We start from the raw sequence: 21,841 nt of genomic DNA on the forward strand, positions 1-21,841 counted from the left end.
ACACACCATGAAACTCGCACAAGAAATCCGCGCCGGCAACGTGATCATGCAAGGCAAGGACCCGATGGTCGTGCTGAAGACTGAATACAGCCGCGGTGGCCGTGGTGCCGCCACCGTGCGCATCAAGATGAAGAACCTGCTGAACGGCTCTGGCGCCGAGCTGGTCTTCAAGGCCGACGACAAGATGGAGCAGATCATCCTCGACAAGAAGGAGTGCACCTACTCCTACTTCGCCGACCCGATGTACGTCTTCATGGACACCGAGTACAACCAGTACGAAGTCGAGTCCGAGAACATGGGCGACGGCATCTCCTACCTGGAAGACGGCATGGCCGCGGAAGTGACCTTCTACGACGGCAAGGCCATCTCCATCGAACTGCCCACCAGCGTCGTGCGCGAGATCGAGACCGAGCCGGCCGTCAAGGGCGACACCTCGGGCAAGGTCATGAAGCCCGCCCGCCTGAAGGGCACCGGCTTCGAGATCAACGTGCCGCTGTTCGTCGAGAACGGCGACAAGATCGAAATCGACACCCGCACGCACGAGTACCGCAAGCGCGTCTAACGCCTCTCCGGTCTCGCCAAAACGAAACGCCCGCTTTGCGCGGGCGTTTTGCTTTGTCAGGCGTCGTCGGAGAGGTCGGGGATGTCGATTTCCAGCTCGGCGTCGATCTCGCTGTCGAAGTCGGCGCTGGCCTTGATCGGAATCCACGGCCGGTCCAGCGGCCGGTAGACGCGGCGCTGCAGGCGGGCCAGGCGGTCGGAGCGCCCGATGGCGTCCATGACTTGCTCGGGTGCGAGCAGCATGGCGAACGGATCAGCCAGATTCGGGGTGGTGGACAGCATGGTGAGCCTCCTGTTGACGATGGGTCCACTGTAGGCAGACCCCTCTTTTCGCAACAGTCGGCACAGCGCGCTAGGGGCTGTAAGACTTTGCCTTACACGCCCTTTGCGGCGTGAACTACTTCTCGGCGGCCACGCGCTGGCGCTCGGCCATCGCGCGGCGCAGCTCCGCAGCAATCTTGTCGCGGCCGCTGCGCTGGGCGAAGTCGGCTGCCGTCAACTCCTGCTCGTTGGCCGCACGAGGCTCGGCACCGGCCTTCAGCAGCATCGGCACCACGTCGGCATTGCCGTAGCGGGCGGCCATCATCAGCGGCGTCGTGCCGTTCTCGGAGCGGGCGTTCAGCTCGGCACCCTGGGCGATGAGGAAGGCGGCGACGCCGTTGTCCGGCCCGCTGCAGGCGTAGTGCAGCGGCGTCCAGCCCTTGCGGTTGACGGCAGCGCCGCGCTTGACCAGCGCCTGGACCGCCGGCAGCGAGCCACGGATGGCCGCAATCATCAAGGGCGTCTCACCATCGGCGTTGACGGTGTCCACCTGCAGTTGCGGCGCCACCAGCAGGCTGTCAAGCGCCCGCTGCGAGCCTTCGCGCACGGCGGTGAACAACGCCGTGCGGCCGCGGGAATCCGCCAGGTTGGGGTCCACGCCCTTCAGCAGCAGTGCGACGACCGCGCGCGGGTCGTTCATCTCCGCAGCCATGACGAGGTCGTCAATCGGTGCGGCGCGGGCACCGGCAGCGGCCGTCAAGGCAAGGGCAATCAGCAGTGCCTTCATGCGGACTCCGGCAAGTTGAAAAGGCGGCGCGTGTTGGCCGTCGTGAGGGCGGCCAGCTCGGGCACCGGCAGGCCGACGGCATCCGCCACGGCCTTGGCCACATGCGGCACGTAGGCTGGCGAGTTGGTCTTGCCACGGAAGGGCACGGGCGCGAGATACGGGCTGTCGGTCTCGATCAGCACGCGGTCCAACGGCAGCAGCTTCAAGAGGTCGCGCAGGTCCTGCGCATTCTTGAAGCTGACGATGCCGGAGAACGAGATGTAGTAGCCACGCTCGACGGCCGCCAGCGCCACCTCGGCCGTCTCGGTGAAGCAGTGGAAGACACCGCCGGCCTGCTCGCCGGCCTCCTCGTCCAGCACGCGCAGCGTGTCGGCAGCGCTGGAACGGGTGTGGATGACCAGCGGCTTGGCAGCCTGCTTCGCCGCGCGGATGTGCGTGCGGAAGCGCTCGCGCTGCCACTCCATGTCGTCGATGCTGCGGCCGTTCAGGCGGTAGTAGTCCAGCCCCGTCTCGCCGATGGCGACGACGCGCGGCAGCGCCGCCAGCCGCACCAGCTCCGCCACGTCGGGCTCGCGCATGTCCTCGGTGTCGGGGTGCACGCCAACGGTGGCCCAGAGCACATCGTTCTCAAGCGCCAGCGCGTGCACGGTCTCGAATTCCTCCATCTGCGTGCAGATGCAGATGGCTTGCTCGACCTGCGCGTTGCGCATGTCGACAAGGATATCGGGGAGCCTTTGCTTCAGTTCGGGAAAGCTGAGGTGGCAATGCGAATCGACAAACATCAGAGCGTCTGGGTGGGCTTGCTCGACGAGATCGCCGTGCCCAGCACTTCCTCGATGCGCACGCGGATCAGCCGCGTCTTGTCGTCGCCGGGGAAGCGCACGCCCACGCCCTGGGTGCGACCGCCTGACGCGTTGGCTGGCGTCAGCCAAGCGACCTTGCCGGCGACGGGGTAGCGCTGGTTGTCCTCGGGCAGGGCGAGCAGCAGATAGACGTCTTCGCCGAGCTTGTAGTCACGCGTGGTCGGCACGAACAGGCCACCCTCAGTGAAGGCGGGGATGTAGGCCGCGTAGAGCGCCGACTTCTCACGGAACACGAGCTGGATGACGCTGGGCCGCGCCTGCGAACTGCTGGCGGACCCGCTGACCGTGGGCACCGGCAGCGCACCACCGAGTTGGCTGGGCTGGAACTGCAGGGAAGCCGGGCCCTGCTTGGATGTGGCGTCGCTCATGACCCGAGTGTATGAGCCTGGAAACCGCAGCTGCCAGGCTCAGCGCAACGACGCCGACATCGCCGCCTGGGCCTGCGCCACCAGCGCCTCGATCCACAGGCTGGCGTTCAGCGGGTGATCGGCATGACGCGCTGCGCGGCGCAGTTCCGCATCCCACGTCAGCAGCGGGGCTGCGCGTTTGGGCGACGGCAGCGCGGCCGGCGCAAAGAACTGGCCCGGCTGGCCATGGCTGCGGCGCAGGAGGTCGTGGCACAGGCGCTGCAAGGCGTCGATGGCGCGGGGTGGCGCCAGGTCGGACAAGGCCTGCACCTCGCCGCGCGCGACGCGCTTGGGGATGGCCTGCCAGGCCGCGTCGGTCAGGCCGGCCTGCGACCATTCCAGCGCCTGCTGCGGCCGGCCGCCGGTGGCATCGAGCAGGCCTTCCGCCCCGTCGACGCCCTTGGACGCCAGCCAGGCCAGCGCGGCGGCGCGCTCGGGCAAGGCCAGCGGCAGCGGTTGGCAACGGCTGCGGATGGTGGGCAACAGGCCGGCGCTGTCATGGCTGGCGAGTGCGAAGCGCAGCAGGCCCGAGGGTTCCTCCAGTGTCTTCAGCAGCGCATTGGCGGCGACGCCGTTCAGCGCCTCGGCCGGGAAGATGACGACGACCTTGGCGCGACCGCGCGCCGATGTAGCCTGCGCGAAGGACAGCAGGTTGCGTACCGCCTCCACCTTGATCTCGCGGCTGGGCTTGGCCTTGCCGGCCTTGGTCTCGATCTCCTCGAACGGCAGGCCGAGCGATTCGCGGGCCGACGCATCGAGCGCCTCGGGCAGCAGCAGCTGGAAGTCGGGATGCGTGCCGCTGGCGAACAGCTTGCAGCTGGGGCACTGGTTGCAGGCGGGTTGGCCGGGCGCTGCGGCCTCGCAGAGCCAGCTCTGCGCCAGCTTGACGGCCAGTTCCAGCTGACCGACGCCGGCCGGGCCTTGCACCAGCAACGCATGCGAGCGGGCACGGGCCAGCGCATCGGCCAGCGGGGCCTGCAACCAGGGGAGATCGGCGTTCAACATGCCGGGTAGCGCTCGGCAAGCACGGCCAACACCGCAGCGCCCACCTGCTCGACCGTGCCGCTCGCGTCGACTCGCACGATGCGCTGCGGCGCCTGGGCCGCGCGGGCGGCGTAGCCGGCACGCACACGCCCGAAGAAGTCCAGATCCAGTTGCTCGATGCGGTCGGCCTCGCGGGCGCTGGCACGGCGGGCGGCGGCTTGCTCGGCGGGGAGGTCGAACCACAGCGTCAGCTCGGGCTCGGTGCCCTCTTGCACCCAGTCCGCCAGCGAATTCAGCACCGACAGCGGCAGGCCACGGCCGCCGCCCTGGTAGGCAAAGCTGGCGTCGGTGAAGCGGTCGCAGAGCAGTGTCCTGCCGGCGGTCAGCGCGGGCTTGATGACCGTTTCGACATGGTCACGGCGGCCGGCGAACATCAGCAAGACCTCGGTCAGTGAGCCCATGGGCTGCTTCAGCACGATCTCGCGCAGCGTCTCTGCCAGCGGCGTGCCGCCGGGCTCGCGGCTGAGCTGCACGTCCGCACCTCGGGCGCAAAACCAGTCGGCCACCGCCTGGATGTGGGTGGACTTGCCGGCACCGTCGATGCCCTCGAAGCTGATGAAACGTCCTGAACTCACTGAGCGCCGCGCTGGTACTTGTTGACCGCGCGATTGTGCGCGGGGAGGTCATCGCTGAACTCGCTGCTGCCGTCGCCGCGCGCCACGAAGTACAGCGACTTGACCGGCGCCGGGTTCAGCGCCGCCTGCAGCGAGGCCGCGCCGGGCATGGCGATAGGCGTGGGCGGCAGGCCGCCGCGCGTGTAGGTGTTGAAGGGCGTATCGGCCAGCAGGTCGCGCTTGCGCAGGTTGCCGTCGAAGCGCTCGCCCAGGCCGTAGATGACGGTGGGGTCGGTCTGCAGCGGCATGGCTATGCGCAGCCGGTTGACGAATACGGCAGCAACGCGACTGCGGTCGGCCGGGGTGCCGGTCTCCTTCTCGACGATGGAGGCCAAGATAAGCGCCTCCTCGGCGGACTTCAGCGGCAGGTCGGGCTGGCGCTTGCTCCAGGCGTCGGCGAGGCGCTTCCTCATGGCTTCACGGGCGCGCTTGAGCACGGTCAGGTCGCTGACGCCACGGCTGTAGGCATAGGTGTCGGGGAAGAAGCGGCCCTCGGGTGCGACGCCGGGCTCGCCCAAAGCGGCCATGATTTCGGCGTCGCTCATCGCTGCCGTCTTCGCCTTGAGCGATGGCGCGGCAGCGAGAGCCGCCCTCACCTGGCGCCAGTTCCAGCCCTCGATGAGGCGCAACTGCTCAAGGATCTGGTCGCCACGCACCATCTTGTCGAGCAGCGCGCGCGGCGTGACGCCGGCATGGACTTCATAGCTGCCGGCGCGGATCTGCCGAGCCTGGCCGGACCACTTGAACCATTGGTAGAGGACGCGTGCATCCGTCTGCACGCCGGCAGCCACCCAGGCGCGGGCGACCTCGGCCGGGTTGGTGCCGGGTTCGATGGACAGCTCCACGGACGGTGCGGTCAACGTCAACGGGCTGCGCAGCCATTGCCAAATCGCGCCTGCGGCCAGCGCCGCGATCAACAACAAGACGAGCAGCGCCCGCAACAACCACTTCATGCCCTTGCCCGGCTCCGTCAAAAGGGCGCCGATGATAATTCCGGACATGTCCCAAGCCTCCCAACTCCGCCTCGCCGACTGGGGCGTCATCCGCGCCCAGGGCGCCGACGCCGCCAGCTTCCTGCACAGCCAGCTGACCCAGGACTTCGCCCTGCTCGACCGCGAGCACGCGCGGCTGGCCGGCTTCTGCACGGCGAAGGGCCGGCTGCTGGCGACGCTGGTGGGCTGGCGCGGTGGTGACGAAGAGATCCTGCTGGCGCTGCCGGCCGAGACGCTGGCGGCGACGCTGAAGCGGCTGTCCATGTTCGTCATGCGGGCCAAGTGCAAGTTGAGCGATGCGAGCGCGGAGTTCGCGGTCTATGGCCTGCTCGGCGCGCCGACCGCAGAGGCCTGGACCTTGAGCCGCGACGGCGATGCCGTGCAGATCGCCCTGCCGGGCACGGGCCGCGCGCTGCGTGTCCTGCCGGTCGATGCGCCCGGCCCGGCCGGCGAGGCCATCACGCCCGACGACTGGGCCTGGGCCGAAGCCGAGGCCGGCATCGCCTGGGTGCGCGGCACGACGGTCGAGGCCTTTGTGCCGCAGATGATCAACTTCGAGGTGCTGGGCGGCGTGAGCTTCAAGAAAGGCTGCTACCCCGGCCAGGAGATCGTCGCGCGCAGCCAGTACCGCGGCACGTTGAAGCGCCGGCTGCAGGTGTTCGAGACCGACGCGCCGGCGACGGTGGGCCAGGAGATCTTTCACAGCGCCGACCCCGAACAGCCGGCCGGCGTCGTCGCCAGCAGTGGTTCGCGGGACGGTCGTTCGTTGATCGCTGCGGAGATCAAGCTGGCGACGCTGGAGAGCGGCAGCCTGCACCTGGGCAGCGCTGCTGGTGCGACGCTGCAGCCACGAGCCCTGCCCTACGAAATTCCTCCCCAAGACTGATGCAGCTCTACGTCTACTACCGCGTAGCGACGGAGAACGTCGACACCGCCCTCATCGCCTTCCGCAAAGCCCGCGTCGAGGCGCCCATCGAGCTGCTGCAACGCCCCGAGCCGGATGCCGATGGGCATTGGACGTGGATGGAGATCTACCCCGAAGGCTGGGGCCACCGCGAGCCGCAGGTGGCGGGGGCGATGGCGCAATGGCTGGCCAGCGAGCGCAAGGTGGAACGGTTCGAGATGCTGGGTTAATCCGCTCGCGGCAGCCAGTAGCCGGGCTGATGCCGGTCCGGCGCGATCGCGAACACGATAACGGCGGCCGGTTCGTCCCGGTAGACCACGGTGAACGGGAAGCCCTTGACCTTGGTGCGCCGTGTCGACGCCGGCCCGGGAGCGCCGCCCATCGGGAAGCGGCGGATCAGGTCGAACGACGCTGCGACCGCCTCGCGAAACCGCTTGCCGGTGCCCTCGCGTTTGCCTTCGTAGTACGCCGTTTCCCGCAGCAGTTCGGCGCGCGCCTCACCGCGCAGGCGCAGCGGTTTCAAGGGGCCAGCCGTCGGGCTTCGGCCATCACATCGTCCAGCTCGTGCAAGTTGCCTTCGCCTCGCTCGTGCGCTGCCACGCGTCGCTCGATCTCCTGAGCCCAGGCTTCATCGCTGAGCTGCGCCGACAGGGGCTGCAAGGACTCCAGCAACAGATCAAGCAGTCGCACCCGGTCCTCAGGCGAAAGGTTGCGGCCTTGCTCGGCAAGTTCGGCAACGGGATCAGGCATGGCGGCCTCCTGCAGCGGGTCAACGGGTGGCGGGATTGTCCTGCGTAGCGAAAGAGAAGTCCCTACAAGCCGCGCACCATCTCCACATGCGCGATGCCCGCCTCTTCAAACGGTTGGCCCCTTCGCTGGAACCCCGCCCGCAGATAAAAATTCTCCGCCGACAGCTGCGCATGCAGCAGCACCTCGCGGTAGCCCTGCTTCTTGGCCTCGGCCATCAGCGCGTCCAGCACCTGCCGGCCTATCTGGGTGCCTCGCATGGCGCGCAGCACGGCCATGCGGCCGATCTTGGCGACGCCGGGGACATGCTCCAGCAAGCGGCCGGTGGCCAGCGGCCTGCCGAAGCGGTTGCGGGCCAGCGCGTGCAGGCAGCTGGCATCGGCCGCGTCCCATTCCATGTCGGCCGGGATGCCCTGCTCCTCGATGAAGACCTCGCGGCGGATGGCCCCGGCCGCGTCGCCCAGTTCGCGCCAGCTGCCCACGGCCACGTCGACGACCGGCTGGCCGGTCTCGAAGCCATGGATGGCATCGCGCAGCGCGTCGGGCACGCGCTGCGGCGTCTGCGTGGCGGGCTCGGCGAAGACGTAGATCATGTCGGCCTGCACCAGCAACTGCTCGCCGCGAAAGACGCCAGCGTCGACCTTCATCGAGCTGTTGCCGAACTCGCGGCAGCGCACGCCGATGTCCAGGCGGTCGTCGTAACGGGCCGAGCCGAGGTAGTCCAGCACGGACCGGCGTACGAAGAGGTCGCCGCCGAGCTGCTTCATGCTGTCGGCATAGGGCAGCGCCAGCGCGCGCCAGTAGCCGCTCATGGCCGTGTCGAGGTAGGTCAGGTAATGGCCGTTGAAGACGATGCCCTGGGCGTCGATCTCGGCCCAGCGAACGCGCAGGGGTTCGAGGTGGCGGAAGTCTTGGCGTTTCATGGCTGCAGATGATCCCTGATCGCGGCGGCGCAGGCGTCGAGGGCGGTGATGGCCTCGGGGATCTGGCGGCCCATCTTGATGAAGTCGTGCGTGACGCCGCGATACAGCTCCAGCTGCACGGCCACACCGGCGGCGCGCAGCGTGTCGGCGTAGGCAATGCCTTCGTCCACCAGCGGGTCGCATTCAGCCAGCACGACGCAGGCCGGGGCGAGTCCGGCGTGGTCGTCGGCCTCCAGCGGCGCGAAGCGCCAGTCGTGGCGCTGTTGGCGGTCGATGTAGTGCCCGAAGAACCACTCGATGCTGGCGGCGTCGAGCAGGAAGCCATTGGCGAACAGCTCATGCGACGGCGTGCCGGCGTGGCTGGCGCTACCGGGCGTGATGAGCAATTGCCCCTTCAGCGGCAGGCCGCGGTCGCGGGCGAAGAAGGCGGTGCCGGCGGCCAGCGTGCCGCCCGCGCTGTCGCCACCCACGGCCAGCCGCGAGCCGTCCAGGCCCTGCGAGCCGGCGTGCTCATGCAGCCAGGCCAGCGCCGCCCAGGCGTCGTCGACGGCGGCCGGAAAGCGGTGCTCGGGCGCCAGCCGGTAGTCCAGCGCCAGCACGGCACAGCCACTGCGCAAGGCGAGCTGGCGGCACAGGCTGTCGTGCGTCTCCAGGTCGCCGATGGTGAAGCCGCCGCCGTGCAGGTAGAGCATCACGGGCAGCTGCTCCGCGCTGGGCGCGTACAGGCGCGCCGGGCGACCGGCGGCTTCGAGGTCTTCGACGCGCGGCAGCGGCGCGCGCGGCAGGTCGAGGATCTCGGCGCCCATGCGGTAGGCGATGCGGGCCTCGCGCGGCGTCAGGCTGTGGAAGGGCGGCCGGTTGGCGCGGCGTATGCGTTCGAGCACGCCGGCCATGCGCGGCGTCAGCAATCGAGTGGGCGAGGTCATTGGGCGCGCATTGTCTGCGGCGGCACCCACGGGTCGCGCAGCGGCGCCTGGAAGGCCCGCTCGTTCGTCGGCGCGACGCTGCCTGGCTTCTGCGGCGTGCCGGCGCGGTCAACGGCGATGACGGCCCGAGCTTCCAACGTGCGGCGCTCAGGGCCGAGGTCTGCTGCGGCGCGCAAGGCCAGCGTGTTGGCGTAGAAGGCCTTCATGTCGGCCAACTGCGCGATGCAGGTGGCGTCGTCCAGGTAGCTCATGTGGCCGCCCGCGTAGTTGCGGATCTTCACGCGGCTGGCGTCCACGCGGGCCAGGTCGATCTCGGTCAGGTGGAAGGGCGTGGCCAGGTCGTGATAGCCGCTCACGGCCAGCACGCGCAGACGCGGGTTCTGCGTGAGTGCTGCGGCCAGGTCGGGCAGCGTGTCAGGTAATGCACGGCCGGCGTGGCTGAAGTCCCAGTGCTGGATGGCGTTGCTGAGGATGACGTAGGTGGAGGCATTGCGATAGCCGAGCTGGTCGCGCAGATGCGTGGTGATGCCTTGGGCAAAGCTGCCGCCTATCCAGGTGCTGGATGGGTCACCCTCGGCGGCGAGCTGGCTGCCCGTCGCCGCCTTCATGCGGCCGTCGTAGCGGCCCAGCAACTGGCCGCTGATGAGCCACTGGCGGTAGTCGTCGGCGCTGACGTTGAGCGTGGCCTGCCAGCGCGACACCGGCAGGCCGGTCAGGTCGGCCAGCGGCTGCCACAGCGCGGGCGCCTGCTGGCCGCCGCTGATGAAGGCCTGCAGCGCGGGCGCGTAGACCTGCTCCGCATAACTGCGCGCGTTGGCGGCCCAGGCATCGGGGTCGCTGGGCACCGGCTGCGTCAGGCGGTGGAAGGCGCCGACGGCGGCAAAGGTCGGCAGGAAGCCGTTGCAGCCCTTGCCCGTCGTGATGGCGCAATTGCTGTTGTAGTCCATGGCCGGCGACTGCAGCACCAGGCCGTCCAGCATGACGCCGGCCTCCTGCAGCCGCCGCGCCAGCACGGCCGTGCGCGGGCCGCCGTAGCTTTCGCCGAACAGGTATTTGGGCGAAGCGGCGCGGTTGTAGACGGCCAGGTAGCGCAGGATGAAGTCGCGGAACAAGGCGGCGTCGGCGCCCACGCCCCAGAAGCTGCGGTTCGTGAAGGGCGCGATGGCCTGCGAGTAGCCGCTGCCCACCGCGTTGATGAAGACGAGGTCGCTCTGGCCCAGCAGGTGCTCGGCGTTGTCCACCATTGTGAAGGGCCGTGCGGCGGTCGTCTCGGGCACGCCGGTCACCAGCCGCTTGGGGCCGAAGCTGCCCAGCTGCAGCCAGACCGAGGCCGAGCCCGGGCCGCCGTTGTAGAAGAAGGTGACGGGGCGCGTGGTGGCATCGGCACCGGACAATGTGTAGGCGACATAGAAGACCGAGGCCTGGGCGGCACCGGCCGCGTCGCGCGCGATCAGGTGGCCGGCGGTGGCGGTGTAGCTCAGCGTCTGGCCGTTGGCGGTGAGCGTCTGCGTGCTGACGGCAGCAGCCTCGACGGCGCCGGGCAACGAGGCCTCGGGCGCTGAGGAATAGACCGTCGTGTCGGTCAGGCCGGGCAGGTTGCCGACGGGTGGCGGGGCAGATGACCCACCTCCCCCACCGCCGCCGCAGGCCGTGAGCAGGAGGACGAGCAGCCAGGTCAGTGGAGTCGCGCGCATGACTGCCAGTCTAGACAGCCGGCCACTACGATGAGGAAAGACATTGCGGAGACCGCGCCATGGCCCAGATCCTCTACCTGACCCGCATTGAGCTTGAGTTCGGCGCCTGCCGCCTGCTGCCCGCCGAATGCGAGCGCATCGGCATTCGCCGTCCCCTCGTCGTGACCGATGCCGGCGTGCGCGCGGCCGGTGTGCTGGACGAGGCGCTGGCGGCCTTCGAGGTCAAGCCACCCGTCTTCGACCGCACGCCCGCCAACCCGACCGAGTCCGCCGTGCGCCTGGCCGTGCAGGTGGCGCAAGAGTTCGGCTGCGACGGCCTCATCGCCATCGGCGGCGGCTCCAGCATGGACCTGGCCAAGGGCGTGGCCATCGCCGCCACGCACGAGGGGCCGCTCAAGCGCTGGGCCACCATCGGGGGCGGTGCCGTCAACATCACGTCCAAGGTGCTGCCCCTGATCGCCGTGCCGACGACGGCGGGCACCGGCAGCGAGGTGGCGCGCGGCGCCATTCTTATCGTCGACGACGGCCGCAAGCTGGGCTTCCACAACTGGGAGCTGCTGCCCAAGGCCGCCATCTGCGACCCGGCGCTGACGCTGAAGCTGCCACCCGCGCTGACCGCCGCCACCGGCATGGACGCCGTCGCCCACTGCATCGAGACCTTCCTCGCGCCGGCCTTCAACCCGGCGGCCGACGGCATCGCGCTGGAGGGCTTGCGCCGGGGCTGGCAGAGCATCGAACGCGCCACCCGCGACGGCCAGGACCGCGACGCGCGGCTGGACATGATGTGCGCCAGCGTGCACGGGGCGCTGGCCTTCCAGAAGGGGCTGGGCGCCGTGCACTCGCTGAGCCATTCGCTGGGCGGCATCAACCCGCGCCTGCACCATGGCACGCTGAACGCCGTCTTCCTGCCCGCCGTCATCCGCTTCAACGCCGAGGCCGACAGCGTGCTGCGCGAGGACCGCATGGCGCGGCTGGCGCAGGCGATGGGCCTGGCCGGCAGCGATGCCGATGCCGTGGCCGAGGCCATCACGGCGATGAACGCGCGGCTGGGCCTGCCGTCAGGCCTTGCTGCCATGGGCGCCGGGCCGGAGCTGGACGATCGCATCATTGAGCACGCGCTGCTGGACCACTGCCACAAGACCAACCCGCGCATCGCCAGCGCCGAGGACTATCGGGCGCTGCTCGCCGCCTCACGCTGATCCGCGTTGCGACGCGATCCGTGACGTAAGCCGCATGGCCCGGCACGCGGGACCCAAGGCGCATGCGCATGGGGGCGAACATCGCAGGTTGACAAATAAGACCTGCAGGAGACCGCCGTGATGAACCTTTCCATTGGCAAGCGCCTGGCCGCCGGCTTCGCCTTGATCCTCGTGCTGGCTGCGTGCGTCATTTCATTGGCGTCTTTGCGCATGACCGCCACCGCCACGGCAACGCGGCAGATGATGGACGAGCCGCTGACCAAGGAGCGCTTGCTCGCGGACTGGAACCGCAACATCAATGCCGGTGTGCGCCGCACGATCGCGATTGCCAAGAGTTCCGACACCTCCCTGGTCGCCCTGTTTGCCGAGGACCAGGCGCAGTCGACCCAGCAATCCGGCGAGTTGCAGAAGAAGATCAAGGCGCTGATCCGTTCGCCCGAGGAGCAGGCACTGTTCGATGCAGTGGCCAAGGCCAGACAGGTCTACATCGCCTCACGCGAGGAGATCGTCCAGCTGAAGAAAGCCGGAGAGGCCGAGGCCGCCGACAAGCAGCTGACCGACGTCTTCGTGCCCGGCTCCAAGGTCTACCTCGCGCGGATGCAGGAGTTCCTGGACCACCAGCGCAAGAGCATCGACCAGACCGCCGCTGGCATTGACGCCGCCAACGGCAACAGCCGGCTGCTGCTGATCGGCTTCGGCCTGGCGATGCTGGCTGTGGGCGTGGCAGCGGCCTGGAGCATCACGCGCAGCATCACCGTGCCGCTGGCGGCCGCCAACGAGCTGGCCGAACGCGTGGCGGACGGCAACCTGATGCGCTCCGGCCAGGGCAGCCTGGCGGGCAGCGACGAGATCGGCAAGCTGCAGACGACGCTGCGACGCATGCGCGAAACGCTGGCGCAGACCATCGGCAGCATCCGTGATTCCGCCGAGTCCATCGGCACCGCCTCGGCCGAGATCGCCAGCGGCAACCAGGACCTGAGCGCGCGCACCGAGAAGGCCGCGTCCAGCCTGGAGGAGACGGCCAGCGCGATGGAGGAGCTGACCGGCACCGTGCAGCAGTCGGCCGCGTCGGCAGGCCAGGCGAACTCGCTGGCCGTGTCGGCCGCCAGCGTGGCGCAGCGCGGTGGCGAGGTGGTCGCCCAGGTGGTGCACACGATGGACGAGATCAATGCCAGCTCACGCAAGATCGCAGACATCATTGGCGTCATCGACGGCATCGCCTTCCAGACCAACATCCTGGCGCTGAACGCGGCCGTCGAGGCGGCGCGCGCGGGTGAACAAGGCCGCGGTTTCGCCGTCGTGGCGAGCGAGGTGCGCTCGCTGGCTGGCCGTTCGGCGGACGCGGCCAAGGAGATCAAGGGCCTGATCGGCAGCAGCGTCGACCGCGTGGAGGCCGGCTCGCGGCTGGTGGCCGAGGCGGGCAAGACGATGGGCGAACTCGTCGGCGCCGTGCAGCGCGTCAAAGACATCATGGGCGAGATCACGACCGCGACGGCCGAGCAGTCCGACGGCATCGCCCAGGTCAACATCGCCATCGCCCAGCTCGACCAGGTCACGCAGCAGAACGCCGCGCTGGTGGAGGAGTCCACCGCCGCCGCCGAGAGCCTGCGCGAGCAGGCGACGACGTTGAACGGCGCGGTCGGGACCTTCCAGGTCGCGAGGCGTTGAGCCTCTCAGGTCCCGCCGCCGCAGCCCGATCCGCAGCTGCAGCCGCCGCCATCTGAGCTGGTGCTGCAGCTGCCGGAGTCGACTGAAGTTCCAGTACCACCGCCGCCGTCGCCGCCCTGCTGTCGGCGCAGCGAGATCAACTCCGCTTCGCTGACGAGGCCCAGCGCCACCAGGCCGGTCGCCGCGACGCTTGCATGCGTGAACGCAACGCCGCAGGGCTGACCGAAACCGTCGATCTGCCGGTGCAGCAACGCACCCCGCTTGTGCTGATAAGCCCAGCCGGCGGGCAGGCGCAGCAGGCCGTCGAGTGCGAACAGCAAAGGAAGCTGCGGCCCGAGCGGGCTCGCGCCCTCGCTGCGGCAGGCGCCCACCCAGGCGCGGGCGAGACAGTCGTCTAGCGGCGCGCCCAGATCGGCAGACTCGCAGTGCTCGACGACCCGGCCGAAGTAGCGCTGCTGCCAGTCGGCCAGCCCCGCCGGGTCAAGCTGGAGCCAGACATGCCAGACCGAATCCGCCGCCTTGCTGGGCAGCGCACAAGGGCCATGCTCGCGCTGCAGCCGGCAGGCCTCGAAGAACTGCGCCAGGCCGAGCGAGCAGCGCAGCCAGGCGCTGTCGCTGACGGCCAGACCGGGGAATTCATCCGGCGCGTGATGAACCCAGGCAATGCGGACGGCGGGCGCGATCTGCCCGGCCGCCAGCGTCGCCGGCGGGCAGCGCTTGCGCAGTGCGACGGCCTCGCTGCCCTCGCGCCGCTGCGCCCACCAGCCACCGATGCGGGTGGTGAGACTGAACCTTGTATTTATTGTTGTGTTGTTCATGGCAGCGAGTGTTTGACGAAAGTGTGACGCGACCATGACGAGACGTAAAAAAGCCCGCCAAAGCGGGCTGTGAAACCGTCAGGAGTTGAGGTTGACGGGGAGATATTGCGACGGGATCAACCGTGCTTGGCGTCGAAGAACTGTTCGTCTTCGGTCGAGCCTTTCAGCGCCGCGGTGGAGGCGTTGGCTTCGATGGTGGTGGTGACGGCGTCGAAGTAGCCGGTGCCGACTTCGCGTTGGTGCTTCACGGCGGTGAAGCCCTTCTCGGCGGCGGCGAATTCCTTTTCCTGCAGTTCGACGAAGGCACTCATCTGGTGGCGCGCATAGCCGTGCGCCAGCTCGAACATCGAGTAGTTCAAGCTGTGGAAGCCGGCCAGCGTGATGAACTGGAACTTGTAGCCCAGCGCACCCAGCTCGCGCTGGAACTTGGCGATGGTGGCGTCGTCGAGGTTCTTCTTCCAGTTGAACGACGGCGAGCAGTTGTAGGCCAGCAGCTTGCCGGGGAACTTGGCGTGGATGGCGTCCGCGAAAGCCTTGGCGAAGGCCAGGTCGGGCTTGCCGGTCTCGCACCAGATCAGGTCCGCGTAAGGCGCGTAGGCCAGGCCGCGGCTGATGGCCTGGTCCAGGCCGTTGCGGGTGCGGTAGAAGCCTTCGACGGTGCGCTCGCCGGTGCAGAAGGGCTTGTCGTTGTCGTCGATGTCGGCGGTGACGAGGTCGCCGGCTTCGGCGTCGGTGCGGGCGACCAGCAGCGTGGGCGTGCCCATCACGTCGGCGGCCAGGCGGGCGGCGACGAGCTTGGCGACAGCTTCGCGGGTGGGCACCAGCACCTTGCCGCCCATGTGGCCGCACTTCTTGGCGCTGGCCAGTTGGTCCTCGAAGTGCACGCCGGCGGCGCCGGCTTCGATCATGGCCTTCATCAGCTCGAAGGCGTTCAGCACGCCGCCGAAGCCGGCTTCGGCGTCGGCCACGATGGGGGCGAAGAAGTCGATGTCGTCCTTGCCTTCGCTCCACTGGATCTGGTCGGCGCGCTGAAAGGTGGCGTTGATCTTCTTGACGACCTTGGGCACCGAGTCCACCGAGTACAGCGACTGGTCCGGGTACATCTCGCCATTGCTGTTGGCGTCACCGGCCACCTGCCAGCCCGACAGGTAGATGGCCTTCAGGCCGGCCTTGACCTGCTGCATGGCCTGGTTGCCGGTGAGCGCGCCCAAGGCGTTGACGAAAGGCTCGGTGTTCACCAGGCCCCAGAGCTTCTCGGCGCCGCGCTTGGCGAGCGTGTGCTCGATCTCGATGGAGCCGCGCAGGCGCACGACGTCGGCGGCGCTGTAGCCGCGGGTGATGCCCTTCCAGCGCGGGTTCTCGGCCCAGTCTTTCTCGAGGGCGGCGATCTGTTGTTCACGGGTCAGGCGGGTCATGGAAGCTCCTTGCAAAACATTGAAAACCGATGCCGCAAGACTAGTCCTCACGGCCGCCTCTGTGCGCACCCAAGTCTTCTATAAGAATAATTTGTTTGTTATTTAAAATCAGTTGCTTACGATGCACATTTCAAATTGCAAAAAGACATTCACCATAATGAGAAAAAATGCGGCGCCGCAACACGCGCGCATTTCTCGATATGAAAAGTGACTTTCGAATCGTGAGAACGTGCGGATGCAACATCGGCGCATGCCTTTACTGAACACACCCCGGCTGCGGCTGGAGCCGCTGGACGATGGCCACTTCGACGCGCTGCATCGCTTGAACAGCGACCCGGTCGTCATGCGCCACATCACCGGCCGGCCCGAGACGCCGCAGGACACACGGCTCATGATCGAGCGCGTGAAGGCACGCTGGGCCGAGTTCGGCTACTCCTGGTGGGCCTTCATCAAGCAGGACGGCGGCAACCTGATCGGCACCGGCTGCATCCAGCACCTGAACCGCGACCCGGCCGGCCCGCTGGAGACCGGCTGGCGGCTGCGTCAGGACGCCTGGGGCCAGGGCTATGCCAGCGAGGCGGCGCGGCACATGGTGGGCTGGGCATTCGCGACGCTGCAGCCAGAGCGCATCTGCGCCGTCTGCCAGCCGGACAACACGCCCTCCTCCACCGTCATGGAGCGCCTGGGCATGAGCTACACGGGCACGGGCCGCTGGTACGACATGGACTGCGACCGCTACGACATCACAGCCGCCGAATGGGCAGCGAGCCCCGCCAAGGCGCGCTACGACGCTGAGGCATAGTTCAAACTTTCACCCAACCTGGAGGACAGCATGGCCAACACCGAACAACGCGGCAACAAGATGACGAAGAAGCCCAAGAAGGACAGCGCGCCCATCAAGGCGGCAGCGGGTTCCGACCGTCCGGTCGCACCGATGACGGCCGTGCTGCCCAAGGGCAAGGAAGCCAAGCTGAAGAACAAGTGAGGCCCGCATCGGCGGGCTGGCTCACAGCCCACCGATGAAATAGCGCTTCAGGCCCGCCAGCACCATTTCCACGGCGATGGCCGTCAGCACCAGGCCCATCAGCTTCTCGATGGCCGACACGACCGAATCGCCCAGCAGCTTGCGGATGCGGTCGGCCAACACCAGCACGATGCCCGACACCAGCAGCGCCGCGCTGAGCGCGCCTATCCACTCGTAGATGCGGTCCGGCTGGCGGGAGGCCAGCAGCAGCACGGTGGCCATGGCCGATGGCCCGGCCAGCAGCGGCACGGCCAGCGGGAAGATCAGCGGCTCCTTGCCGGGCTCCAGCCCGTAGGCCGACTCGGCCGAACTGCCGAAGATCATGCGGATGGCGATGATCATCAGGATGACGCCGCCCGCCACTTCCAGCGAACGCTCCGACAGGTGCATCACGCGCAGGAAGCCTTCGCCCAGAAACATGAAGGCGAACAGCACGCAGAAGGCGATGCCCACCTCGCGCAGCGCCACGCGCGTGCGGCGCTCTTTGGGCACCGCACGCATGACGGAGATGAAGATGGGCAGGCTGCCGAGCGGGTCCAGCACCAGCAGCAGCAGGATCAGGGCGGAGACGAAGCTGTGGTCCATCCGCCCGGATTGTCCAGGAGCAGGCTCCGGCTCAGAACCGGTAGTGCGCCCGCGCGAAGTAGGACGCGCCATTCAGGCCGAACTGCACGGCGTCGTAGTAGAAACCGTTGTCGGTCTCATACGGGTCCTGGCGGGTCGGCTTCACGTTGAAGACGTTGTTGCCGCCCATGCTCAGCTTCAGCGCCTTCGTGACCTGCCAGGTCAGGCCCAGGTCCATCGAGGTCTTGGGCTTGTAGTGCAGGTTGGGCACCGGCGGACCGGAGAACGTGCCCTGGGTCTGGCTGCCGAAGTGGATGACCTTGGCCTCGCCCGTCCAGGCACCTTGGATGTACTCGAAGCCCAGCGTCGCCTTGGCGCGCGGGCCGCCCTGCTCGATGAACAGGCGCTCGCGCTCGGACAGCAGCACGTCCGCGTCCATCTTCAGGCTGGCCGGCACGTTGACCTTGCTGACGTTGGTGCGGCTGATGTTCAACGCCAGGAAGGTGTTGAGCGTGCCAGCGCCCAGCTTGCTGCGCTGCGACGCCGTCAGGTCCAGGCCGCGCGTGCGGGTGTCGACCGAGTTGACGAAGAACTGCGCCTGGCCCACGCCCAGGCCCTGCAGGATGGGGCCCAGGTTGGGGTCGCTGGCATCGACGCGGCCGGACAGCACGATGCGGTCCTTGATGTTGATCTGGTACAGGTCGACCGTGATGGCGGTATCGGCGCTCGGCTTGACGGTGAAGCCGACGGTGAGGTTCTTGGACTTCTCCTGCTTCAGCGCCGGCACGCCCGCCGCGTTCGTCAGCGCGCTGCCGTTGGGCGCCAGCACGACGTCCAGCGGCTGCTGGTTGATGAAGTCGGTGAAGGTGGACGAGAAGTACAGCTGCTGCAGGCTGGGCGCGCGGAAGCCCGTGCTGGCCGCGCCGCGCAGCAGGAATGCCTTGCTGAGCTTGTAACTGCCGGAGAGCTTGGCCGTCGTCGTGGAGCCGAAGTCGCTGTAGCGCTCGGCACGGACGGCGGCATCCACCGTCAGCGCGGGCGTCAGGCTGACCTCCCAGTCGGCGTAGAGCGCCCGGCTGTTGCGGCTGCGGTTCGTGGCATCACCGGGCTGGAAGCCCGGGAAGCCCTGGCTGCCGGCGTTGCCGCCGACGCCTACGCCATCGACGTCGCTGTAGGAGCCGGGCTCGCCCGCGACGATGTCGTACTTCTCGCGGCGGTACTCGGCACCGAAGGCGATGTTGCTGCCGCCCAGCAGATCGGGGAAGTAGCGGCTGACGTCGAAGTTGGTCGTGGCCTGGCTGAAGCCGAAGCCGCCGGCATCGAAGCGCGTCGGGCTGATGCCCTGCCCGCCCGCCAGCAGATCCTTGTTGGCGACGGACGCATTCAGCGTGTTGCTGATGTCGTAGCGCATCTTGTTGGAGCCATAGGTCTGCGACAGGTCGGTGTCCCAGCCGGCGATGGACGACTTCCAGCCGACGATGACGTAGCGGTCCTGCACGTCGCCGTTGATGAAGGGCACGAAGCCGTTGGGGTACATCGCGGCCGAGTTGCGGCTGGGGATGTCGTCTGAGCCGACACCACCACGCGCCCAGGCGCCAGATGACGCATCGCGGTCCTGCGCGCCGGCGGTCAGGTAGACGCGGTTGTCGACGTCGACAGGGAACTCGCCGTTCAGGTAGACCGTCTTGTTCTTGACGGCCGTGTCGCCGATGGTGCGCAGGTCGCCCGGGTCGGCCCGGTTGGAGCGGCCGCGGTCCTGCCATTCGCCGGTGACGGCCAGCGTGCCGCCGCCCAGCTTGACGCCGCAGTAGGCCGAGGCGAGGTAGTTCTTGCCGTCGCCGGCCGAATACTGGCCGTAGCCGGCGACGGCCTCGCAGCCGGCCTTCTTCTTGAGCTGGATGTTGATGACGCCGGCGATCGCGTCCGAGCCGTACTGCGCTGCCGCGCCATCGCGCAGCACCTGCACGTTGTCGATGGCCAGCAGCGGCAGCGAGTTCATGTCCGTGCCGGTCGAGCCGCGGTTGCGCGCGCCGAACAGGTTGACCAGGGCCACGGTGTGGCGGCGCTTGCCGTTGACCAGCACCAGCGTCTGGTCCGAACCCAGGCCGCGCAGTGCGGCGGAGTCGATCAGGTCGGCGCCGTCCGCGCCGGTCTGGCGCGTCGAGTTGAACGACGGGGACAGGTATTGCAGCGACTGCGCCAGGTCGAACTGGCCGCCGCCTTCGGTGACCTTGCTCATCGAATAGATGTCCACGGGCACCAGCGTGTCGGTGCTGGACGCGGCGGGCATCGTCTTGCGCGAGCCAACGACGCTGACGCGCTCCAGGCTGGTGGTTTCCTGGGCGACGGCGGCCATGGTGGCGAAGAGGCTGAGGGCGGCCAGGGCCGTGGGCAGCAGGCGGGGGGCGGGCATGGAGAACTCCGTGAAGTGGTGTGCGATGGCGGCGCAGTTTGCTCGCGGCCAAACCGCCGTGGGACGCCCTGTTGCTGCCCACCGACGGGTTTGAAACCAACGAAACGAACGAAGCCGCCGTGCAACGCTTTCGCGAGAAACGTGCCTACCCCCGGGGGTGGTGTTGCGCGTGCAAGGCCTTGAGGCGCTCCCGCGCCACATGGGTGTAGATCTGCGTCGTCGACAGGTCGGCATGCCCCAGCAGCAGTTGCACCGCGCGCAGGTCCGCACCATGGTTGAGCAGGTGCGTGGCGAAGGCGTGGCGCAGCGTGTGTGGCGACAGCGGCACCGTGATGCCGGCCACCAGCGCATGGCGCTTGATCAGGGTCCAGAACATCTGCCGCGTCATGCCCGCGCCGCGCGCGGTGACGAACAAGTCGTCGCTGCTCTGGCCGGCCAGGATCTCTGCGCGCGCCTCGCGAATGTAGCGCGCCATCCACTCCGCCGCGTGCTCGCCGAAGGGCACGAGGCGGGCCTTGCCGCCCTTGCCGGTGACATGCAACACGGCGTCCTTGAAGGCGACGTGCGCGCCCTTGAGCGTGACCAGCTCCGACACGCGCAGGCCGCTCGCATACATCAGCTCCAGCATGGCGCGGTCGCGCAGGCCCAGCGGCGTGTTGACGTCGGGCGCGGCGAGCAAGGCGCTGACCTGCGCCTCGCTGAGCAGCTTGATGTTGCGGTGCCCCGCCTTGGCAGCGGTCAGCTTGAGGGTCGGGTCGGCTGCCAGCCGGCCCTCGCGCAGCGCCCAGCGGAAGTAGCGCTTGATGGCCGACAGCCGCCGGTTGGCGCTGCTGGATTTGCCGCCCGCTTTGGCCACGGCAAGTTCGAGCAGGTCGTGTTCGGTGCAGCTGTCGAGCGGCCGGGGTGCGATCAGCGCTGCCAGCGCCGTCAGGTCGCGCCGGTAGGCCGCCTGCGTGTTGGCGCTCAGGCCGTCTTCCAGCCAGAGCGCCTCGATGAACGATTCAATCGCTGGGTCAGTCAAGCTTCAATTTTTGTTGAGCGACGACCTTCTTGTAGACCTCGAACTCCGCCGCCACCTGCGCCGAAAACTCGGCAGGGGTGTTGGCGACGATCAGCGAGCCGGTGTCCTCGATGCGCTTCTTCACGTCGGGCATCTCGACGGCCTTGCGGACGGCGGCGTGCACCTTGTCGACGACCTCCTTCGGCAGCCCCTTGGGGCCCTGGATGCCGTAGTAGGCCATGCGGTTGACCAGTTCCAGCCCCACCTCCTTGAAGGTCGGCACGTTGGGCAGCGTCGCCAGCCGCTGCGGCGCGGCAACGACGATGGGGATGAGGCGGCCGTCCTTGATGAAGGGCAGCGCCGAGGGCAGGTTGTCGAAGATCATCGGCACCTGGCCGGCCACCGTGTCGTTCAGCGCCGGGCCCGCACCGCGGTAGGGGATGTGCAGGATGAACAGGCCCGTCAGCGACTTGTACAGCTCCATCTGCAGGTGGCCGATGCCGCCCGTGCCCGAAGTCGCGAAGCTGTACTTGCCGGGATTCTTCTTGATCTCGGTGACAAAGCCCTTGTAGTCGCGAGCCGGGAAGCTGGGGTGCACCGCGATGACGTTGGGCGTGGCCGCAACATTGGTGATGGCCGTGAAGTCGGTCAGCGGGTTGTAGGCGATCTTGGGGTTGATGGCCGGGTTGGAGGCCGTCGTCGACACCGTAGCCACGCCCAGCGTGTAGCCGTCCGGCGCGGCGCGCACGATCTCGTTCGCGCCCACCGTGCCGCCACCACCGGCCCGGTTGTCCACCACCATGGTCTGGCCCAGCAGCGCGGGCATGCGCTCGGACAGGATGCGGGCAATGATGTCCGTCGTGCCGCCGGGCGCGAATGGCACGATGAGGCGCACGGTCTTGGCCGGGTAGGCCTGGGCCCAGGCGAGCGGGGCCAGCGGGCCGAGGCCGGTCAGTGCGGCGGCTTGGAGGATGGAACGACGTTGCATGGTCTGTCTCCTTGTTGTTGGCGAGGCGA

General features: G+C 68.3%; 25 protein-coding genes. 7 read left to right on the plus strand and 18 right to left on the minus strand.

Going from position 1 to position 21,841, the window contains the following annotated elements:
• The first annotated feature begins 7 nt into the window (after positions 1-7).
• A complete protein-coding gene (gene efp / locus ACG00Y_RS00785) occupies positions 8-562 on the plus strand; it encodes an elongation factor P (protein ID WP_394469582.1) in 555 nt (184 codons plus the stop codon).
• A 56-nt stretch (positions 563-618) separates the two neighbouring features.
• Here the strand turns inward: efp and ACG00Y_RS00790 are convergent, their stop codons facing one another.
• The 7 genes from ACG00Y_RS00790 to mltG all read right to left on the minus strand — a co-directional run bounded on the left by ACG00Y_RS00790 (position 619) and on the right by mltG (position 5,490).
• Positions 619-843 (minus strand): hypothetical protein, encoded by a 225-nt coding sequence (locus tag ACG00Y_RS00790; protein WP_394475354.1) that lies wholly within the window; start codon positions 841-843, stop codon positions 619-621.
• A 115-nt stretch (positions 844-958) separates the two neighbouring features.
• On the minus strand, positions 959-1,609 hold the full coding sequence (locus ACG00Y_RS00795; protein ID WP_394475355.1) for an ankyrin repeat domain-containing protein: 651 nt from the start codon (positions 1,607-1,609) through the stop codon (positions 959-961).
• Positions 1,606-2,391, minus strand: a complete 786-nt coding sequence (locus ACG00Y_RS00800; RefSeq protein ID WP_394475356.1) for a TatD family hydrolase — start codon at positions 2,389-2,391, stop codon at positions 1,606-1,608. Before ACG00Y_RS00800 ends, ACG00Y_RS00795 begins: the two co-directional genes overlap by 4 nt.
• A complete protein-coding gene (locus ACG00Y_RS00805; protein WP_394475357.1) occupies positions 2,391-2,840 on the minus strand; it encodes a PilZ domain-containing protein in 450 nt (149 codons plus the stop codon). Before ACG00Y_RS00805 ends, ACG00Y_RS00800 begins: the two co-directional genes overlap by 1 nt.
• Positions 2,841-2,879: 39 nt before the next feature.
• Positions 2,880-3,884 carry a DNA polymerase III subunit delta' gene (locus ACG00Y_RS00810; RefSeq protein ID WP_394475358.1) on the minus strand — a complete coding sequence of 335 codons (1,005 nt, stop codon included), beginning with the start codon at positions 3,882-3,884 and terminating at the stop codon, positions 2,880-2,882.
• On the minus strand, positions 3,878-4,498 hold the full coding sequence (gene tmk / locus ACG00Y_RS00815; protein ID WP_394475359.1) for a dTMP kinase: 621 nt from the start codon (positions 4,496-4,498) through the stop codon (positions 3,878-3,880). Before tmk ends, ACG00Y_RS00810 begins: the two co-directional genes overlap by 7 nt.
• On the minus strand, positions 4,495-5,490 hold the full coding sequence (gene mltG, locus ACG00Y_RS00820) for an endolytic transglycosylase MltG (RefSeq protein WP_394475360.1): 996 nt from the start codon (positions 5,488-5,490) through the stop codon (positions 4,495-4,497). Before mltG ends, tmk begins: the two co-directional genes overlap by 4 nt.
• A gap of 46 nt (positions 5,491-5,536) precedes the next feature.
• Here mltG and ygfZ point away from each other — a divergent pair, with 46 nt between their 5' ends.
• Together ygfZ and ACG00Y_RS00830 are read left to right on the plus strand one after the other, a co-directional pair.
• Positions 5,537-6,415 (plus strand): CAF17-like 4Fe-4S cluster assembly/insertion protein YgfZ, encoded by an 879-nt coding sequence (ygfZ, locus tag ACG00Y_RS00825; RefSeq protein ID WP_394475361.1) that lies wholly within the window; start codon positions 5,537-5,539, stop codon positions 6,413-6,415.
• On the plus strand, positions 6,415-6,663 hold the full coding sequence (locus ACG00Y_RS00830) for a DUF4936 family protein (protein ID WP_394475362.1): 249 nt from the start codon (positions 6,415-6,417) through the stop codon (positions 6,661-6,663). The genes ygfZ and ACG00Y_RS00830 overlap by 1 nt, the downstream gene beginning before the upstream one ends.
• Here ACG00Y_RS00830 and ACG00Y_RS00835 read toward each other — a convergent pair.
• From ACG00Y_RS00835 to ACG00Y_RS00855, 5 genes are all read right to left on the minus strand, one after another.
• Complete coding sequence (locus ACG00Y_RS00835) at positions 6,660-6,956, minus strand: type II toxin-antitoxin system RelE/ParE family toxin (protein WP_394475363.1); 297 nt, start codon at positions 6,954-6,956, stop codon at positions 6,660-6,662. The two genes, ACG00Y_RS00830 and ACG00Y_RS00835, sit on opposite strands and share 4 nt — an antisense overlap.
• Positions 6,953-7,183 carry an addiction module protein gene (locus ACG00Y_RS00840; RefSeq protein ID WP_394475365.1) on the minus strand — a complete coding sequence of 77 codons (231 nt, stop codon included), beginning with the start codon at positions 7,181-7,183 and terminating at the stop codon, positions 6,953-6,955. Before ACG00Y_RS00840 ends, ACG00Y_RS00835 begins: the two co-directional genes overlap by 4 nt.
• Positions 7,184-7,245: 62 nt before the next feature.
• Positions 7,246-8,103: a YbgC/FadM family acyl-CoA thioesterase gene (locus ACG00Y_RS00845; RefSeq protein WP_394475366.1), complete on the minus strand. Its 858-nt coding sequence runs from the start codon at positions 8,101-8,103 to the stop codon at positions 7,246-7,248.
• Positions 8,100-9,029: an alpha/beta hydrolase gene (locus ACG00Y_RS00850; protein WP_394475367.1), complete on the minus strand. Its 930-nt coding sequence runs from the start codon at positions 9,027-9,029 to the stop codon at positions 8,100-8,102. Before ACG00Y_RS00850 ends, ACG00Y_RS00845 begins: the two co-directional genes overlap by 4 nt.
• Complete coding sequence (locus ACG00Y_RS00855; protein WP_394475368.1) at positions 9,026-10,723, minus strand: S10 family peptidase; 1,698 nt, start codon at positions 10,721-10,723, stop codon at positions 9,026-9,028. Before ACG00Y_RS00855 ends, ACG00Y_RS00850 begins: the two co-directional genes overlap by 4 nt.
• A gap of 59 nt (positions 10,724-10,782) precedes the next feature.
• Between ACG00Y_RS00855 and ACG00Y_RS00860 the strand changes: the two genes are divergently transcribed.
• Together ACG00Y_RS00860 and ACG00Y_RS00865 are read left to right on the plus strand one after the other, a co-directional pair.
• Positions 10,783-11,922, plus strand: a complete 1,140-nt coding sequence (locus ACG00Y_RS00860; RefSeq protein WP_394475369.1) for an iron-containing alcohol dehydrogenase — start codon at positions 10,783-10,785, stop codon at positions 11,920-11,922.
• A gap of 120 nt (positions 11,923-12,042) precedes the next feature.
• Entirely contained in the window at positions 12,043-13,590 is a 1,548-nt protein-coding gene (locus ACG00Y_RS00865; RefSeq protein WP_394476166.1) for a methyl-accepting chemotaxis protein, read from the plus strand.
• Between the two features lie 5 nt (positions 13,591-13,595).
• Here the strand turns inward: ACG00Y_RS00865 and ACG00Y_RS00870 are convergent, their stop codons facing one another.
• Together ACG00Y_RS00870 and aceA are read right to left on the minus strand one after the other, a co-directional pair.
• A complete protein-coding gene (locus ACG00Y_RS00870; RefSeq protein ID WP_394475370.1) occupies positions 13,596-14,408 on the minus strand; it encodes a hypothetical protein in 813 nt (270 codons plus the stop codon).
• A gap of 116 nt (positions 14,409-14,524) precedes the next feature.
• Positions 14,525-15,823, minus strand: a complete 1,299-nt coding sequence (aceA, locus tag ACG00Y_RS00875; protein ID WP_394475371.1) for an isocitrate lyase — start codon at positions 15,821-15,823, stop codon at positions 14,525-14,527.
• A gap of 250 nt (positions 15,824-16,073) precedes the next feature.
• Here aceA and ACG00Y_RS00880 point away from each other — a divergent pair, with 250 nt between their 5' ends.
• Both ACG00Y_RS00880 and ACG00Y_RS00885 read left to right on the plus strand, forming a co-directional pair.
• Positions 16,074-16,625 (plus strand): GNAT family N-acetyltransferase, encoded by a 552-nt coding sequence (locus ACG00Y_RS00880; protein WP_394475372.1) that lies wholly within the window; start codon positions 16,074-16,076, stop codon positions 16,623-16,625.
• Positions 16,626-16,655: 30 nt separating this feature from the next.
• Positions 16,656-16,808, plus strand: coding sequence for a hypothetical protein (locus ACG00Y_RS00885; RefSeq protein WP_394475373.1), 153 nt, complete (start codon positions 16,656-16,658; stop codon positions 16,806-16,808).
• 21 nt (positions 16,809-16,829) lie between these two features.
• On the opposite strand, the gene ACG00Y_RS00890 is transcribed toward ACG00Y_RS00885, so the two are convergent.
• The 4 genes from ACG00Y_RS00890 to ACG00Y_RS00905 form a co-directional block, all read right to left on the minus strand.
• Positions 16,830-17,432 (minus strand): MarC family protein, encoded by a 603-nt coding sequence (locus ACG00Y_RS00890; RefSeq protein WP_394475374.1) that lies wholly within the window; start codon positions 17,430-17,432, stop codon positions 16,830-16,832.
• 31 nt (positions 17,433-17,463) lie between these two features.
• Entirely contained in the window at positions 17,464-19,824 is a 2,361-nt protein-coding gene (locus ACG00Y_RS00895; protein ID WP_394475375.1) for a TonB-dependent receptor plug domain-containing protein, read from the minus strand.
• Between the two features lie 145 nt (positions 19,825-19,969).
• Complete coding sequence (xerD, locus tag ACG00Y_RS00900) at positions 19,970-20,845, minus strand: site-specific tyrosine recombinase XerD (protein ID WP_394475376.1); 876 nt, start codon at positions 20,843-20,845, stop codon at positions 19,970-19,972.
• Complete coding sequence (locus tag ACG00Y_RS00905) at positions 20,838-21,812, minus strand: tripartite tricarboxylate transporter substrate binding protein BugE (protein WP_394475377.1); 975 nt, start codon at positions 21,810-21,812, stop codon at positions 20,838-20,840. Before ACG00Y_RS00905 ends, xerD begins: the two co-directional genes overlap by 8 nt.
• Positions 21,813-21,841 lie beyond the last annotated feature (29 nt).

The organism is Pelomonas parva (assembly GCF_043555835.1).
GTDB classification, from domain to species: domain Bacteria; phylum Pseudomonadota; class Gammaproteobacteria; order Burkholderiales; family Burkholderiaceae_C; genus Pelomonas; species Pelomonas parva.